Consider the following 17,232-nt stretch of genomic DNA (forward strand, 5'->3'; position numbering starts at 1 on the left):
CTACACGTTCCTCCTTACAAACGTTCCTTCGTGGTTATACGAGCAGCGCGCATGCGCGGCCTGAGCCGACGTCGGGTCGACGGCGGCAACGTTGCCTGCCTCGAGCTCGCGCAGGCGCTCGGCGATGCCGGCCTCAACGCGATCGAGCAGGGCGTCGAAGTCCATGCTGCCACCCTCGCCGGGGAAACCTTTCTTAAGGCCCGGGATGCGACCGTCGCCGCGCTCTTCCTCGAGCAGCTCGGCGCTCGCGGCACCGCGCAACGCCGGCTTGCCGCCCTTGGTCGAAAAGTAGAGCGCCGCGCGGGTGTCCAAATCCAGCGCCCGGCGCATGGCCTGGGCGTAGATGAGCGTTTGGGTATGTGGTGGCAACCAGCGCGGATCGTCGATGGGCGCCGTGCCCGATTCCTCGTCGCGCACCGTGGGGTCGGCGAGCTTAAACTCCTCAACGCCCGTGCGATGCTTGTAGTCGAGCACCACGGCACGATTCTCGGCGTCCACGTCCACGCGGTCGATGCGCCCGCCAAGCGGCCAACCGGCATACTCGACCTTGAGCTCGTTGAAGGCGAACTCCAGGTAGCGCGGGGCAAAGGGGGCAAGTGCCTCGGACTCGTAGGCAAGCACACCCTCCAGCTGCGGCAAGATCTCGGCCACCTGGCGTTCCTCCACCGCAGAGAGCGGCACCAGCGGGCCCTCCGTGCCGCGCTTGCCGGCGTGCTCGGCCAACGTCTCGTCAAAGACCTCGTGCAGTAGCTCCTGTGCGCGCGGCAGATTCTCGGGCGTCACGCGCTCCATGCCCTCTTGGGGCAGACGGGCATGCAGATGCTCCAGCACGTCGTGGACAAAGTTGCCCTTTTCCATGTTGCCAAAGCCCGCGTCGATCGACTGGGGCTTCACGCGGTACGAGACGAACCAGCATAGCGGGCAGGTCGAATAGGCCTCGATCTGCGAGGCGGACGTCAGACGCGGCACGAGCGGCGCGTCCTCACCCTCGCCATCGCGACGGCGCAGGACCAAATACGGCACGGCCTCGGCACTCAGATGCTGAGGGGCTTCACAGGTCACACGCTCGCGCTTGAGGCCTTCACCTGTCGCGGGATCAAAGTCGGCGATGATATCGCCCTCGCCCACGCGCATGGGCTTGGCAGCGCCAGCGGCCTCGGCATGTGCCCACAGCTCGGTCCATACGGCTGCCGGGTAGCACTCGCGTGCCTGGCGATCGTGCGTCACACGGGCGAGCGCGACCGGACCGCTCGCCGCCTGCATCGCACGGCCAAAGCGCACGCGCAGCAGGGCAGCGGGCTCCAAAGACACGCCGTCGCGGCGCAGCTCGGCTGTCAACGTGGCAAGCGGGCCCTCTTCGTGCGAAAGCGGATAGCTGTCCAGGTCGACATCGGCAAACAGCACGGCATCGTAGCTGCCAGGGCGAAGAACCGACGCATCGGCAAGCGACGCGAAGCGCACTTGTGCTCGTGGTGTGCGATCGACCTCATAGGTCTCGTAATCGTAGGCGGTACTGCGCTTGTCCACCTTGGTTCGAACGCCGTCGAGAACCGGCACGGTCGCGGCCTGCGACACGTCGAGCGCGCGAGCATCGTTCATAAGGATGTCGATGGCATGGCGCAGCAAAGCCGTCTCTGCCTGGCGACGGGCCTGGCCGTCAAGGCCGCCTAGAGCGCGATCGGGCAACGCCTCGGCAACGGCAAGCATGGCCTTAAGCGCCGTCACGGGCTTGTCACGCCACAGCGCCTGGAACACGTCCGAGACCACACACGGTACGTTCTTAAACCAGTTATCGTCGCTCGTCGCCTTGCGCGCGCCCCTCACCTGGCCCTGAACGCTCTGCAGCAGGCTCTTGACGCCCGCGGTAGTCTTGCTGCGCGAGAGACGCATATTCTTATCGAAGGTACGGGCATTGACGGCATCAGCGCCCGAAAGCGGACTGTAGATCCAGTCGGTAAGCTCCGGCGCGGGCCACCACTCAGTCTTGGAAGCGGTGCCCTCGTCGGCGGCTTTCATACGCTCGATCAGGTTGGCGAGCGCCGTAAACTGCCTGCCCGCGATGGACTGGGAAAACGCCGTGAACTCAGTCGTCTCGGCCGCAATGTGACGCGCCGCCAAACGGGCGGCGAGCTCGCCGAACAGCTGGGGTGCCCGGGCAGAAACGACGAGCACGCGCACGGGGTCGGCGGGCGTTGCAGTAGCTTTATCGGCCTTGGACTCCTTGTGCGCTTTCACCAACTTATCGATGGCGTCCGCATAGACATGAGCACGGGCATGGGGGCCGGCGACCTCAATAAAGGCAGGCTGAGCGGCGGCCCCGCAAGCGACATCAGACGCGACGGCGTCCTCCCCCAGCGACGCGATCTCAAACAGCACACCGCGGGCATCAAATGCCGTGGCAAGCTCCTCGCGCATCGCCGCCTGCTCGCGGGCAAGCAGCGCGACGACCTCTCCCCCATTGTTCGCCACGGCAGACAGCAGCTCGAGTAGACCGTGCGTAAACGACGTGGTACCGCGCACGCATACGGCGCGGGCGCACGCCGGCAGGCTATCGGCCAGGGCACCGGCCATAATGTCGGCTGCCTCGCAGGGCTCGACCATATCTCGACGGTCCAAACCGCCCGCGTAGGCACGCAAAAGCTCAAACACACGAGCCTCGGCATCGCTTTTTGGCTCAGGCTGGCAATTGTTGCCACCGCATCGCTCGGCCGTCGTCCCCGCCACACCCGGCAGCACATCGCGGGCCATGCGCGCGAGCATGCGCACCGTGCCCTGGCTACGCGAAAGCGGCTGCAGGTCGGCATCGTCGCGGCGGGCAATCATATCCGAAAACAGCATCTGACGTTGCAGGTTGTCGACGAAACCGCGCCCGTCGCCCAAAAGCTCCCAAAGCGAGCGAAGCCACGATGCGGGTGTCTTGTAGTCGATACCCAGCGAAATGCCGGCTTCCGCCGCATCATGACGGCACAGATCGAGCTCGGCAAACGTTGGTGCCAGCAACACGGCACGCCCGTGACGGGCAATAAGGTCGGCAAGCAGCGCCGACTCGGCATCGCTCAAATCCGTGCCGGCATTGGTGGTATAGATTCGAACAGGCATGGTCCTCCGCTCAAACCGTTCGCAATAATCAATGCATCCATCCTACCCGCCCAAGCGGACACATTGCCACCGCAGTTCCATCTTTTGGTACAAAGCAACCTGAACCCAACGCACCAGCCGATTGCAGGCATATAAAAACCGCCCCCGGAGGGACGGTTCTTCGTAATTCAATGTTGTCGCTGGCCTACTCGCCATCCTCCAACTTAATGAGGATCTTGCGGTAGCCACCGTACTCGCCGTTCAGCGCCTTTGAAACGCGGCTCACCGTGGTGGACGAAGCGCCGGTACGGGCCTGAACCTCAACATAAGGCTCGCCCTCGTCCAAATAGCGCGCAACCTGCAAACGCTGAGAAAGGTCGCAAATCTCGCGCGGCGTGCAGATATCGGTCAAAAACGCTTGGATATCCTTCTCGTCGTCCAAAAGGCTAAATGCGTGGACCAGCTGCTTGACATCAGGCTTGTCAAACATGTTCTCGATATTCATCGATCACCGCCAAACCCGCCAAAAGGCATCGAAGTTGATACTGACATCGGGCATCGTTCACCCGTTCTATGCAATAGGGCAACGCCTGTGGCTTTTGCCCGTAGCAGTGTAGCACACCACCAAACTAAAGCGACAAGACTCTCTGCCAGCGGCGCGTTTTTCAGGACGAACGCCGTTTAGAAACCATATGCGCACGTAAGCTCCACGAATATTTGAGACAATGGGCGCCCAAACACCGCGGCGCGCCCGCGCAACCATCCAGGTCGCCGCCGTAAGCCGCTTCACGCGACGCCAGCAATCCCGGCGCAAGAAAGGATTCACGCCATGCGCTTTATGCTTAACTGGCTCTTCACCTCGATCGCCATCGCGATCGCCACGTTCCTCGTCCCCGGTATCCAACCCTTCGGCTTTGCCGAGACCTGGGTCTGCTTTGCCTTTGTGGGACTGTTCCTGAACATTGTCGATTCGTTCGTCAAACCGTTCCTCACGGTCATCTCGCTGCCGCTCACGATCATTACGCTGGGCATTTTCCAGCTTGTCGTCAACAGCTTTATGCTTGAGCTCGCGAGTTACCTGTCGGTCAACCTGCTGGGCGTCGGCATCTCCATCGCCAGCTTTGGATCGGCCTTTATGGGCAGCATCCTGGTGTCCATCACGCGCAGCATCCTCGACAGCATCGCCGAGGACTAAAACGGCCATTCCGGCCGTGTCCGTCTCAACAGCCCAAAACGAAGGCCGCCCATCGCAAAAATGGGCGGCCTTCTTATTTGCCAAGTCTCAAAGGGCGAGAAAATCTACCATTTCCACCCCGTCCCCAAATGCAGGTGTGGGTTAGATGACGTAGTCGTAGCCATGGTTGGGAGCGACAAGTTGATCGAGCGTCACACCGTCGAGGTAGTCGTTGATGAGCTTGTCCAGGTTCTTCCACACGTCGAGCGTGGGGCACTCATCCGAACGCGAGCAGCCCTTGCAGTCGCCATCCAGGCAGGCGACCGGCGCCAGACTGCCCTCGGTCAGGCGCAAGATCTCGCCCACCGTGTATTGCTCGGGCGGGCGCGTGAGCACATAGCCGCCGCCCTTGCCGCGCATGCCCGAGAGCATGTTGGCGCGCACGAGCGTAGCCAAAATGTTCTCGAGATATTTCTCGGAAATCCCCTGTCGTGCCGCGATCTCTTTGAGCGGGATGCGACCGGCTGCCTGGTGCTCGGCCAGATCGACCATAACGCGCAGGGCATATCTGCCCTTAGTAGAAACCAACATGTATAGTGCTGCCTTTCGGTCATTTAGTCCGTAGAAATTCTAGCCGAAATATTGGTTTTGAAAATACCCGTTCCGGTCAAGATGGTTAATCGACTCGTAATAATCTTCTATTTCCTATTGCGTTACTAGGCTTTACTGTCTACTATGCTTGCCAACAGCAAAACGAACAACCCATAAGGTTTGTGGGTTTCGCTGCTACACACACCGTAAAACCACACGGTATCCAGTCATTTGAACACTTTGGAGGTTCACCATGAGCAATGTTTACACGTCCATCGATCAGCTTATCGGCCACACTCCGCTTCTGGAGCTCACTCACTTTGAGGCCGATGAGGACCTCAAGGCCCGCGTGCTCGTCAAGCTGGAATACTTCAACCCCGCCGGCTCCGTCAAAGACCGCGTCGCCAAGAACATGATCGACGAGGCCGAGAAGGCCGGCAAGCTCGTGCGCGGCGGCGACTACACCATCATCGAGCCCACGAGTGGCAACACCGGCGTCGGCATCGCCTCGGTGGCGGCGGCTCGCGGCTACAAGGTGATCATCACCATGCCCGAGACTATGTCCGTCGAACGCCGCAAGCTTATGCAGGCATATGGCGCACAGCTCGTGCTCACCGACGGTTCCAGGGGCATGAAGGGCGCCATCGCCAAGGCCGAGGAACTGCAGAAGGAGACGCCCAACAGCATCATCGCCGGCCAGTTTGTGAACCCCGCCAACCCCGCCATCCACAAGGCCACGACCGGCCCCGAGATCTGGGATGACACCGACGGCAAGGTCGACATCTTCGTCGCCGGCGTTGGCACCGGCGGCACTGTGACCGGCGTGGGCGAGTTCCTCAAGGAGCAGAACCCCGAGATTCAGATCGTCGCCGTCGAGCCCGCTACCTCCCCAGTGCTCTCCAAGGGCCAGGCCGGCCCGCACAAGATCCAAGGTATCGGCGCCGGCTTTGTGCCCGACGTCCTCGACACCCAGGTCTATGACGAGATCATCCCCGTCGAGAACGACGACGCCTTTGCGACCGGCCGTGCCGTGGGCCACAAGGAGGGCGTGCTCGTGGGCATTTCGTCCGGCGCCGCCGTGTGGGCCGCGCTGCAGCTGGCCAAGCGCCCCGAGAACGAGGGCAAGACCATCGTGGCCCTGCTCGCCGACACCGGCGAGCGCTACCTGTCCACGGCACTCTTCCAGGACTAAGGCCTGTCGCCCATAGGTTGAGCCCAGGACGAACCGGTCTCCTCTCTCCCGGCAGTCTGAGCCCATCCCATCAGGGCGCCCCACGAGTCGTCCGAACTTGCTACAATGTCTGCGGCGCGGAACCAGCCTCCCGCGCCGCTTTTCTTTTTTGGCCACATGCCACCAAGGAGAACCTCCCCATGCACAACAAGCGCGTGCTCGTCGCCATGAGCGGCGGCGTCGATTCCAGCGTGACTGCCTATCTGCTCAAGCGCCAGGGCTACGAATGCGTTGGCGCCACCATGCGCCTCACCTGCCCCGCGCCCGATCCTGTCACGGGCATGAGTAAGGTCGACCGCGATATCGCCGATGCAAAGGCCGTCGCCGAGCGCCTGGGGATACCCCACCATGTGCTCGACCTGCAGCAGACGTTCGACCGCAACGTTATCGAGCGCTTCGTGAACGCCTACCAGGAAGGACTGACGCCCAACCCGTGCATCATCTGCAACCGCCACATTAAGTTTGGCGCGTTGTTGAATGCTGCGCTGGACATGGACTGCGACTACATCGCCACAGGTCACTACGCCAAAACAAGTCAGGCGCCCGACGGCACCTGGCAGCTGCATCGCGGCGAGGACCCCAAGAAGGACCAGAGCTACTTTTTGTATTCGCTCACGCAGGAGCGGCTGTCGCGCACAATCTTTCCGCTGGCCGGGCTGGACAAAGAGCGCGACGTGCGCCGCATTGCCACCGAGCAGGGCTTTATCAACGCCCAGAAGGCCGAAAGCGAGGACATCTGCTTTATTCCAGACGGTGACTACGCGGGCCATATCGAGCGCCGCTGCGGACATCCCGCTGCACCGGGCGACATTGTGTGGCGCGACGGCAGCGTGGTCGGGCGCCACAACGGTGCGCTGCGCTACACCATCGGTCAGCGCAAAGGCCTGGGCGTCGCGATGGCGCATCCCGTGTACGTAACGGGCGTCGACACCGCCAACAACACCGTGCATCTGGGCGAGGCCGAGGACCTAACGGCCACAGCACTCACGGCCGACGACTGGATCTGGAGCGCCCCTGCCGACCGCATGGAGGCAGAACTCGATGCCGGCGGCATTCGCGTGGGCGCCAAGTACCGCTACCGTCAGAAAGACCAGGCAGCAACCCTTACGCGCGGCGAAGACGGGCAAATGCTGCTAACTTTTGACGAGCCGCAGCGCGCCATCGCCCCCGGCCAGGCTGTCGTCGTCTACCGCGGCGACGTCGTCCTCGGCGGCGGCACCGTGACCGGCGCACTTAAGTAGCCCCATCCCCTTCATAAATTGCGGTGAAATAGGGACTGTTTAAGCGTTTAAAACCGCCAAACAGTCCCTATTTCACCGCAACTTAGAGAGGACGGCCTCGGTCGGTACTGCCGTATCAGCCGAGGCCGCTGCATCGCTAGCGCTGTACGTAGGCGCGGACGAGCTCGAAGGTGTTGCGCACGCCGTCCATGTGGCTACGCTCGTAGTTGTGGCTCGCATACACGCCGGGGCCGATCAGACCATGGCGAATGTCGTAGCCGGCAGAGAGCGTGGCTTCGACGTCCGAACCGTAATGCGGATACACGTCGATAGCGTAATCGAGCTCAAGCTCGCGCGCGATATTGGACAGCGCCGTCACCAGGTCGTAGTTGTACGGACCGCCCGAATCCTTGGCGCAGATCGACACCATGTGCTCGGTGCAGCCTAGGTCGTCGCCCACGCAGCCCATGTCAACGCTGATCATCTCGCGCGTGTCGGCCGGCACGAAGGCGCCGCCGTGGCCCACCTCCTCGTACACGGTAAAGAGCAGCGAAACCTTACGCGAAAGCGTCACCTCGCCAGCGGCGACGGCACGCGCCAAGCCCAACAAAATGGCGGCCGATAGCTTGTCATCCAGGAAGCGGCTCTTAATGTAGCCGCTCTCCGTCACCGTCGTGCGAGGATCCATAGCGATGATGTCGCCGGTCTGAATACCCAGCTCGAGCACATCGTCCTTGCTGTCGACGTTCTCGTCGAGCAAGATCTCCATGTTCTTCTCGATGGTCTTGACCGGCTCGTCGGCCACGTGCGCCGAAGGCTCGGTGTTAAGAACCACGCCCGTGTAGACATTGCCGTCGCGCGTGTAGACGGTGCAGTTCTCGCCATCGGCCGTAGACCACTGATGCCCACCGAGCGTCGTGGGGCGCAGGCGGCCATTGTCCTTAATGGAACGCACCATGGCGCCTAGGGTATCGACATGGCTCGCCAGTACGAGCGGCTCGCCCTCGCCGCCAAGCTCAACGAGCACGTTACCCTTATTAGAACGCTCAGGCCCAAACCCCATATCGCGCAATGTTTCCATTAGATAATCAGTCGCCGCACGGGTATAGCCGGTAGGCGAAGCAATCGAGGTAAGCGCCTTCAGCTGGTCAGTAATATAGGAGAGCATAGAATCCATCTTGGACACCAAAGTCACCCTTTCATATCGAATTAAACCCACAGCAACAATACCACCACGCACAATTATTTACCTAGCGAGACAACCCATCGAGCTTCTCAGAGCAGCGCCCGTCACGATAACGAGCCGGCGGCCCCCTGCCCGTTAGCCCCAGAATCTTTCCGCAGGACAGAAGGAGGCCCCGCCGCACGTAGTGCGCAACGGGGCCTCCGACATGTCCGAGGACGATTCTGGGGCTAACGGGCAGGGGCCCGCCGAACCAAGTTAGGCAGCCGGGCAGATCTTCTTGAAGAGCTCGATGACGTCGTCGAGCGTTGCCTCGCGCGGGTTACCCGGGAAGCAGGCGTCGGCCATGGCGTCCTTGGCCAGGACCTCGATCTCGTCGGCCTTCATGGCCTCGCAGACGTGCGGGATGTTCACGTCGGCGGAGAGCTGCTTAACAGCGGCGATGGCAGCGTCGGCGGCCTCATCGGTGCTCATGCCCGTGGTGTCAACGCCCATGGCGACGGCGACCTTGGCCAGGCGCTCGGCGCAAACCGGCTTGTTGAACTCCATGGCAATCGGCAGCAGCATGGCGCAAGCGACGCCGTGCGGGGTGTCGTAGTGAGCGGACAGGGTATGAGCCATGGCGTGGTCGATGCCCAGGCCGACATTGGAGAAGCCCATGCCGGCGACATACTGACCAAGAGCCATGCCCTCACGGCCGGAGCCGGGCTGGCCGGACTTGGCCTCGGCAACGGAGTCGCGCAGGTTCTCGCTGATCAGCTTAATGGCCTCAAAGTGGAACATGTCGGAAAGCTCCCAGGCGCCCTTGGTGGTGTAGCCCTCGATGGCGTGGGTCAGTGCGTCCATGCCGGTGGAAGCGGTCAGGCCGGCAGGCATGGAGGCCATCATGTCGGGATCGACGACGGCGACCTCGGGAGCGTCGTTGGTGTCGACGCACACGAACTTGCGGACCTTCTCGGGGTCGGTGATGACGTAGTTGATGGTCACCTCAGCAGCGGTACCGGCGGTCGTCGGCACAGCGATGGTGAACACGGCGTGGTTCTTAGTCGGAGCAACGCCCTCGAGGCTGCGGACATCGGCGAACTCGGGGTTGTTGATGATGATGCCGATAGCCTTGGCGGTGTCCATGGAGGAGCCGCCACCGATGGTCACGATAGCGTCAGCCTCGGCGGCCTTGAAGGCCTCGACGCCGTCCTTGACGTTCTGGATAGTGGGGTTGGGCTTGATCTCGGAGTAGAGGCTCCAAGCGATGCCGGCAGCGTCGAGCTCGTCGGTCACCTTGGCGGTAACGCCAAACTTGACCAGATCAGGATCGGAGCAGACGAAGATCTTCTTATAGCCACGGCGCTGGAGCTCGCCGGGGATCTCCTTGATGGCGCCGGAACCATGATAAGAAATGGTGTTGAGAACGAAACGATTAGCCATTGATAGCCTCCCATCGTGTGCGGGGCACCTATTACGCCCCACGCTATGAGTCCCATCCTAACGCTTTTGAAACGAAAGGTGCGTGAGAACGTCAAATTATTTAAAGCGTTTCAACAGATGATGAAAAAATAATGCGGCAAAGGGACAGCCCCTTTACCGCATTCGGTTACTTTCGACAGCCCTCTTTCCAAGCCTCGGCCGCAACCTTCCAGCGTAAGCGCAAGTCTCGCTCGCGGTCGATGAACATGATGGCAAACGCGACAAACAGCAGCAAGCTCGCCACGACGATGGCGTGCAGGCCCATGCGCTCAATACACCAGTTGCCCAACACGGCGCCAAACACAAAGGTAAAGATCACGCCAAAGTACAGCAGGCCGTTTTCCAAAAAGCCGCGCCTGTGGGTGATGATGTAATCGTCCACGTTTTGCAGCGCGTTGCGCAAGTTGCCGATGCACATGGTCGTAGCGATGCCGTGACCGTGGATCTTGCGGAAGCTCTCGACCTGCATGCCGCAGGCAAACGAGGTGAGGCAGTTGGCGAGCAGGTTGAAATTGCCGCCCGGGATAAAGCTCACGCCCAGTAAGATGACGGCTTCAAAGAACACCGTCACCTGACGCCAGTGGATCACGCTGCCAAACCGCTCGTGTACCAGATCGGCAAGCATAATACCCACGGCAAACGACACCACAGGGAAGAAGTAGCGCTCCGCAAGTGCCCAGTTGCCCTCCGAGATGCTCACGCCCACGAGCAGGATGTTGCCTGTCTGCGCGTTGGCGAAAACATGGTCGCGCCCAATGTACGAATAAACGTCCATAAAACCACCGGCGAGCGCCAAGATGATGCCCAGTTCAATGGACTCCGATATCTGTTTGGCACGCTGCATCGTCGTGCATCCTCCTTGTTGACGACTTTCTCGTGCGTTGGCTGACATATAGCCGCCGTTCATACTGTAACCCATTGACAACATGGCGTGCGCGCGAGACGACCCCTTCGACACGGGGATACACAGTCTGGAAACAAACGACATCCGCATCGACGCGCCAATCCGCCAGCTCATGTACTCCACCAGTCTTTTTAGCCCCGTCCCAAAAAGACTGGTTACAATTACGTGCAGCATACTAACAACGGGAGGAATCGTGGCAAAAAAGCCCCAGGACGCTCAGCACAACCAGCACGGCAAACACGGCCAGCAGCAAAAGCGCGGCGGCAAGACGCAGGCCACGGCCTCCCGAGCCGCTCACGGCAAGCATCCCCAGGCGACGCCCGCCCGCCCTTGGCGACCGGGTCGCAATAAGTTCCTCCCCGTCAGCCGCGCCGACATGGATGCACGCGGCTGGGACCAGTGCGACTTTGTCTACATCTGCGGCGACGCCTACGTGGACCACCCCAGCTTTGGTATGGCCATCATCAGCCGCGTCCTCGATGCACACGGTTACAAGGTGGGCATTATCTGCCAGCCCGACTGGACCGACCCCGCCAGCATCACCGTGCTCGGCGAGCCGCGGCTGGGCTTTCTCGTCAGCGCCGGCAACATGGACTCCATGGTCAACCACTATTCGGTAACCAAGCACCGCCGCCACACCGACGCCTATACCCCCGGTGGCGAGGAGGGGCGCCGTCCCAATCGCGCCGTCACGGTCTACGGCAACCTCATCCGCCAGACCTTCAAGGATGCCCCCATCATTATCGGCGGTATCGAGGCAAGCCTGCGTCGCCTGGCCCACTACGACTACTGGCAGGACAAACTCAAGCGCTCGGTACTGCTCGACTCGGGCGCCGACATCCTCATCTACGGCATGGGCGAGCACGCGATCGTCGAGATCGCCGACGCGCTCGACGCGGGACTGCCCGTCGATCAGATTACCTATATCAACGGCACCGTCTACCGCACCAGCTCGCTCGACGAGGTCTACGACTACGACCTGCTGCCCAGCTGGGATGACCTTGCCGCCGACAAGCTCAACTACGCGCGCAGCTTTAACGTGCAGCAGCAGAATATGGACCCCATCACCGGGCATCGCCTGGTAGAGCCATATCCCAACAGCGTGTACGTGGTGCAGAACCCGCCGTCGGCAACACTCACCACCGACGAGATGGACGAGGTTGCCGAACTCCCCTACGCACGCGATTGGCATCCCGACTACGACGCGGCAGGCGGCGTGCCGGCCTTTGCTGAGATCAAGTTTTCCATTAGCTCCAACCGCGGCTGTTTTGGCGAGTGCTCGTTTTGCGCGCTCACCTTCCACCAGGGCCGCGTGTTGCAGATGCGCAGCCACGACTCGATCATGCGCGAGGCCGAGCTGCTCACGCGAGATCCCGAGTTTAAGGGCTACATCAACGACGTGGGTGGACCAACGGCCAACTTTAGCCGCCCCGCCTGCGACAAGCAGCTCAAGCACGGTGTGTGCAAGAACAAGCGCTGTCTGTGGCCGAGCGTATGCAAGAACATGGTGGTCGACGAAAGCGGCTACACGCAGCTGTTGCGCGACCTGCGCCAGCTGCCGGGCGTCAAAAAGGTCTTCGTGCGCAGCGGCATCCGTTTTGACTACACCATGGCCGATGCCTCGGACGAGTTTTTACGCGAGCTGCTGGAACACCATGTCTCGGGCCAGCTGCGCGTAGCGCCCGAGCACGTGAGCGACGCGGTGCTGTCCGTGATGGGCAAGCCGAGCCGAGCTGTCTACGACGCATTCTGCCGTAAATTTGAACGCTTGAATCGCGAATACGGACTCAAGCAGTACGTGGTGCCGTATCTGATCTCGAGCCACCCCGGTTCAACCATGAAGGAAGCCGTGGACCTTGCCGAAGCCGTGCGCGACATGGGCTACATGCCCGAGCAGGTACAGGACTTCTACCCCACCCCGTCCACCATGTCGACCTGCATGTACTACACCGGTGTAGATCCGCGCACCATGCAGCCGATCTACGTGGCGCGCGACCCGCATGAGAAGGCCATGCAGCGCGCGCTCATCCAGTATCGCAAGCCCGAGAACTACAAGCTGGTGCGCGAGGCGCTAGAGAAGGCCGGGCGTCGTGACCTGATCGGCTATACCAAGCATTGCCTGATCCGCCCCGTGCCGCCACGCCCGGGCGAGACGTCTGCCGGCGGTGGGCATGGCACCGGCAAGAAGGGCGGCAAGGCCCACGGTGGCGCTGGAGCCAAGGGGGCCAAGGGCAACAAGGGGCACGGCGGCATGTCGCGCGCGCAGAACACCGCAGGCCGCAACCGCGCCGCCCAGGGACGGCAGGGCGCCAACGGCGGCGGCAGGCGCAACTAGCGTGGCGAGGGCCAGCCGACGTCTCTTGGCCAGCCGACGTCTCCTCATCGCCCAAGCGTGTTTTCCCTAGGGGGAACACGCTTGGGCTGTCTCCAGTCGTGATTTCCCTAGGGGGAACACGCTCAGACACGCCTAGCCGTGTTTTCCTTAAGGGAATCACAGCAGATTTGTTTTTATCCACGTTGGCCCTTAAGGGAATCACGCTTGCTGGTAGGGACGATCCGTCTGGCAGGCCTGCCTGAGCGACCGCATCGCCTCTACCAGCACAAAGCCGGCGATGGCAACCGTGACCACCACGTCGAGCGGCGTGTTCACAAACCACAGCAGGCCCATGAGGTATGACCCGGCGTTAAAGGCAAAGTGCAACAGGATCGTGTAGCGAAGCTTTCCGGTCGTCACGAGCACCCAGCCAAAAATGAGACCGGCAGCGCCCGCATAGCAGCCCTGCACCCAGTTCATGTGCATAAAGCCGAAGACCGCCGCCTGCAGTACGATTGCCGCGGCGACGCCCCAGGTACTCGGAGCCACCCAGGGCACCATGACGCCGTCTTGCGGTCGCACGTGACGTCGGAGCTTCCAAAGTGGGCGGCACCGCGGGTTAAACGCTCGGAGCGAAAACTCAAAAATGATGCCGCGCACCAGCAACTCCTCACAAAACGGAGCGCCGAGCACCGTGGTCAGGACGGCCAGGTAGCTCGTGTCGCCCATGCCCGTTTCCTCGACAAGTTCACTGTAATCGGCCGCGACCTCGGGCAACAATGACAGTACGGCGTCGGTCACGTAGCCAACGACCACCTGCAGGGCAAAGCCGATCACGATAACGCAGGCAATGCGCTTCCACACGCTACGCAATCCCCCGCCAAGCGGGCGCACGCCCTGCCAGCGCGCCATAAACGAGCGCGGCCACAGATAACGCCACCAAAGCAGCGCCATCAAAAACGACGCCGTCTGAGCGGCAGCCTGGAACCATTGGATATCGAGGTTGTCGACCGGGAAACCCGTCAGCGCCGACACGATGTCTAGCACGGAGAACAGAACCATACTCAGGGCAATATCGGCAGCGACGACGCCAAAACAGGCAAGCGCCCAAACCAGCGCATTGAGCATGCCAACCTCCTCAAAACCCGGCACTTAGGGACGTTCCTTAACTGTCGGCAGAAAAGGAACGTCCCCAAGTGCCGGCAGTTTGGGACAGTCATTGTTGATGAGAATCGGGCGCAATGCCAAAAGCCCCGTTGGGCGAGATGTCGAACGGAAAGGTGCCACAACGATTAAACGCGGCGATAAACATGCGAATGGCGTTGGACGGCGTGGTGCCCACGAGCTGAGTTGCCGCCGCGAAGGCTGCCTTTTCTTCGGGCAAGACCTTCGCGACAACCGGGGTCATGTGTTCTGCCATGGCGCTTCCTTTTTGAAACGACGGTGGTGCGGATAGATGCGGGCCACGCGGCTGGGCGACGGGCTGTGAAGGCAACCCGATTGGCCCGCATCCGGAGTATGTTTCTGCGGCGTTGGTATTACTTAGTATTCTTAAGTATTACCCCGCAGATAGAATACCACATCTGACCCCATGGGAACGGAAAACAGGTCATTTTGTTGCTGAGTAAGTATTTAGAGCGTGATGACGTCCGAGATATCGAGCGCCTGAGCGTCGATGGGGTCATGTGTGGCGAGCAGGAGCGTTCGGCCATCGAGCAGCTCGAGCACGACGCCGGCCGTCGCATCACGCGCAGCGACATCCAAGCCGGTAAAGGGCTCATCCAGAATGACGGCGCAACCGCCGCACAGCAGGGCTCGGGCAATCTCGACGCGACGGCGCTGCCCGCCCGAGAGCTCGGCCACACGAGCATGTACATCGACCCCCGGCACCAGCAGGCGCAACAGGGCTGCGGCACTCGAGGCGTCCACGCGCGCATCGGCACACACCAGCACGTTATCCAGCGCCGAGGCGGACTCGACCAAGCGCGCGCCCTGAAACACCATCGAACACGGCACGCATTCCCCCGCCGCCAGGGCGAGCAACGTCGACTTGCCCACGCCCGAAGCGCCCATCACGCAAACACGCCCGCCCGCGGGTACGTTGAGCACCAGACCGTCGAGCGCCGGTGCCCAGGGCGCACGATCGCCCACGGCAAGCGCAAGCACCGCCGCAGCGCCGGCGCCAGCAGAGGCCGCACGCCCGCGAGCACCGCGCCCACGCGCCCGCACGGCCACACGCCATGCCGCGGGCCCCGAAGCCCGCAGCAACCACACCAGCACACGCTCGCATGCCCACGATGCCGCCACGACCAACACGGTCCACGCCAGCAGATCCGCTGTCTCGATAAGCAGCTTTGCCTGATAGATACGCTCGCCCACGGTGCCCGTCGCCATGCCGATCAGCTCCGCCGCCACGCCGGCCTTCCAGCTCATGCCAATCACGGCCCGGGCGCACGAAAGCACAAACGGCAGGACCTCGCGCCAGGTATGGGCGCAAAACAGACGCCAACCCCGCACACCATGCAGACGAAACATCTGCTCCAGCGGCTTATCCACTTGTGCCAAACCCTCGACCAGCGAAAAATACACGCCCGGCAGTGCCATCAAAAAGACCGCTGCAATGCTCACGCGCGCCGACCCCAGCCAAATGAGCAGCAGAACCACCACGCAGGCAACCGGCGTCGCCTTTACAAACGAAAGCGCCGGCGCCACCAGACGGGCAAACGTCCGCGACCGCACCGAGACTCCCGCCAGTACACCGCCGCAGATCGCGGCAAGCGCCAGTCCGCCCAAGATTCGTGCGCCTGAGCCCACCAGAATCGCCCACGTGTTGGCATCGCACACCAGCCGCAGCAACGCCACCACAACAGCGCCCGGCCCCGGCAAAATCAGCGGCTGTGCCACCAGCGCCGCCGCGAAAGCCCACACGGCAAGCCAAAAGGCGGCAACGGCACCTGCTGCCGCCACCGCCTTCATACGCTTTGTCATGTGTCGAGCAAACGCACGCACGGGCTACTCCATGTAGTAGAAATCATCAGCCGGGAGCTTGCCGCCCACGGCGCTTGCATCCGCATCGGCCAGCACCTGCAGGTACCCACCGAGCGCCGCCTTCATATCTTTCCCCGTCTGGCATACAAGCATGCACCCGGGAATCGCCTTTTCGGCAATCGCGGCGTTATCGACGATACCCGCATCGACCACGGCCTGCGCCCAGTCCGCCGGTATCGCATTGACGGCCTTCACGCTCGCCGCATGGCAGCGCAAGAACTCTGCCACAGCCTCGGGATGCTCCTCGGCAAACGCGCGACGAACCACGGTCACACCCGTCAGCATACGCGAACCCGTGTCACCCGCCAGCTCATCCCACACATCGGTCAGGCTTACCGGCGCCGACAGCTTGCCCTCGCTCTTGGCGATGGCCGCGGTCTTGAACGGCTCCGGCAGCACGCCCACGGCAGACGGGTCGGCAAGCAGGGCCGACAGCACCTCGGTGGGCTCGCTCTTGAACTCGAGCGTCACCTGGCCGGTCAGGCCCGCGCGCTCCAGCAGATAGTTCATGACGTACTCCGGCGTGGTGCCCTTGCCCGTCATGTAGACGGTACGACCCGCCAGATCGCCAAAAGAGGCCACGCTCGCGTCGCCCGTCACCACGTTCAGCACGCCCAGCGTGTTGATATCGATGACCTGGACCGCACCCTCGGTCTTGTTGTAAAGAACGCTCGCCACGTTGGCGGGCACCAGGGCAATATCGACATCGCCCTGAATGACCTTGGGCACGACCTCGTCGGCCGCGGCGCTGATCGCAAAGTCGAACTCGTTATCCGTGGCACCCTCGTCTGCCTGGTCCATAAACTGCACCAGACCGATCGACGTCGGACCCTTGAGCGAGGCGACGTGTACCTCAACCGGCTCGACAGCGGCACCGTCGGCGGCAGACCCGGCAGCCGAGCCCGCAGCAGACCCGGCCACGACAGACCCGCCACCACAGCCAACCAGCGCAAGCGACAACGCACCCGCGGCAAGCGCCGAGGCAAACCCCCGGCGCGTCATCTCAACATTAAACGCGCGCATCG

General features: G+C 62.1%; 14 protein-coding genes. 4 read left to right on the forward strand and 10 right to left on the reverse strand.

Features of this window, described 5'->3' with window-relative positions:
- Together LCQ44_RS00085 and LCQ44_RS00090 are read right to left on the reverse strand one after the other, a co-directional pair.
- Positions 1-3,099 (reverse strand): PD-(D/E)XK nuclease family protein, encoded by a 3,099-nt coding sequence (locus LCQ44_RS00085; RefSeq protein WP_225093769.1) that lies wholly within the window; start codon positions 3,097-3,099, stop codon positions 1-3.
- 184 nt (positions 3,100-3,283) lie between these two features.
- Positions 3,284-3,583, reverse strand: a complete 300-nt coding sequence (locus tag LCQ44_RS00090) for a YerC/YecD family TrpR-related protein (protein ID WP_022094855.1) — start codon at positions 3,581-3,583, stop codon at positions 3,284-3,286.
- Between the two features lie 324 nt (positions 3,584-3,907).
- On the opposite strand from LCQ44_RS00090, the gene LCQ44_RS00095 reads away from it, so the two are divergent.
- Complete coding sequence (locus LCQ44_RS00095; RefSeq protein ID WP_035137358.1) at positions 3,908-4,273, forward strand: phage holin family protein; 366 nt, start codon at positions 3,908-3,910, stop codon at positions 4,271-4,273.
- A 141-nt stretch (positions 4,274-4,414) separates the two neighbouring features.
- Here the strand turns inward: LCQ44_RS00095 and LCQ44_RS00100 are convergent, their stop codons facing one another.
- Positions 4,415-4,843, reverse strand: a complete 429-nt coding sequence (locus LCQ44_RS00100) for an RrF2 family transcriptional regulator (RefSeq protein WP_022094857.1) — start codon at positions 4,841-4,843, stop codon at positions 4,415-4,417.
- Positions 4,844-5,096: 253 nt separating this feature from the next.
- Here LCQ44_RS00100 and cysK point away from each other — a divergent pair, with 253 nt between their 5' ends.
- Positions 5,097-6,035 (forward strand): cysteine synthase A, encoded by a 939-nt coding sequence (gene cysK / locus LCQ44_RS00105; RefSeq protein ID WP_225093770.1) that lies wholly within the window; start codon positions 5,097-5,099, stop codon positions 6,033-6,035.
- Positions 5,924-7,315, forward strand: coding sequence for a tRNA 2-thiouridine(34) synthase MnmA (gene mnmA / locus LCQ44_RS00110; RefSeq protein WP_225093771.1), 1,392 nt, complete (start codon positions 5,924-5,926; stop codon positions 7,313-7,315). The genes cysK and mnmA overlap by 112 nt, the downstream gene beginning before the upstream one ends.
- 136 nt (positions 7,316-7,451) lie before the next feature.
- Here the strand turns inward: mnmA and LCQ44_RS00115 are convergent, their stop codons facing one another.
- The 3 genes from LCQ44_RS00115 to LCQ44_RS00125 all read right to left on the reverse strand — a co-directional run bounded on the left by LCQ44_RS00115 (position 7,452) and on the right by LCQ44_RS00125 (position 10,785).
- Positions 7,452-8,471, reverse strand: a complete 1,020-nt coding sequence (locus LCQ44_RS00115; RefSeq protein WP_225094254.1) for a M42 family metallopeptidase — start codon at positions 8,469-8,471, stop codon at positions 7,452-7,454.
- Between the two features lie 264 nt (positions 8,472-8,735).
- Positions 8,736-9,902: a lactaldehyde reductase gene (gene fucO / locus LCQ44_RS00120; protein ID WP_022094861.1), complete on the reverse strand. Its 1,167-nt coding sequence runs from the start codon at positions 9,900-9,902 to the stop codon at positions 8,736-8,738.
- A 166-nt stretch (positions 9,903-10,068) separates the two neighbouring features.
- Positions 10,069-10,785, reverse strand: a complete 717-nt coding sequence (locus LCQ44_RS00125) for a YoaK family protein (protein WP_055285721.1) — start codon at positions 10,783-10,785, stop codon at positions 10,069-10,071.
- 253 nt (positions 10,786-11,038) lie between these two features.
- Between LCQ44_RS00125 and LCQ44_RS00130 the strand changes: the two genes are divergently transcribed.
- Positions 11,039-13,180, forward strand: coding sequence for a YgiQ family radical SAM protein (locus LCQ44_RS00130; protein ID WP_225093772.1), 2,142 nt, complete (start codon positions 11,039-11,041; stop codon positions 13,178-13,180).
- A gap of 198 nt (positions 13,181-13,378) precedes the next feature.
- On the opposite strand, the gene LCQ44_RS00135 is transcribed toward LCQ44_RS00130, so the two are convergent.
- The 4 genes from LCQ44_RS00135 to LCQ44_RS00150 form a co-directional block, all read right to left on the reverse strand.
- Positions 13,379-14,287, reverse strand: coding sequence for a CPBP family intramembrane glutamic endopeptidase (locus LCQ44_RS00135; RefSeq protein ID WP_225093773.1), 909 nt, complete (start codon positions 14,285-14,287; stop codon positions 13,379-13,381).
- A gap of 88 nt (positions 14,288-14,375) precedes the next feature.
- Positions 14,376-14,579: a type II toxin-antitoxin system RelB/DinJ family antitoxin gene (locus LCQ44_RS00140; protein ID WP_225093774.1), complete on the reverse strand. Its 204-nt coding sequence runs from the start codon at positions 14,577-14,579 to the stop codon at positions 14,376-14,378.
- Between the two features lie 212 nt (positions 14,580-14,791).
- Complete coding sequence (locus LCQ44_RS00145; protein WP_225093775.1) at positions 14,792-16,147, reverse strand: ATP-binding cassette domain-containing protein; 1,356 nt, start codon at positions 16,145-16,147, stop codon at positions 14,792-14,794.
- 24 nt (positions 16,148-16,171) lie between these two features.
- Positions 16,172-17,230 (reverse strand): ABC transporter substrate-binding protein, encoded by a 1,059-nt coding sequence (locus tag LCQ44_RS00150; protein ID WP_225093776.1) that lies wholly within the window; start codon positions 17,228-17,230, stop codon positions 16,172-16,174.
- Positions 17,231-17,232: the final 2 nt, after the last annotated feature.

It is taken from the genome of Collinsella aerofaciens (assembly GCF_020181355.1).
Lineage (GTDB): Bacteria > Actinomycetota > Coriobacteriia > Coriobacteriales > Coriobacteriaceae > Collinsella.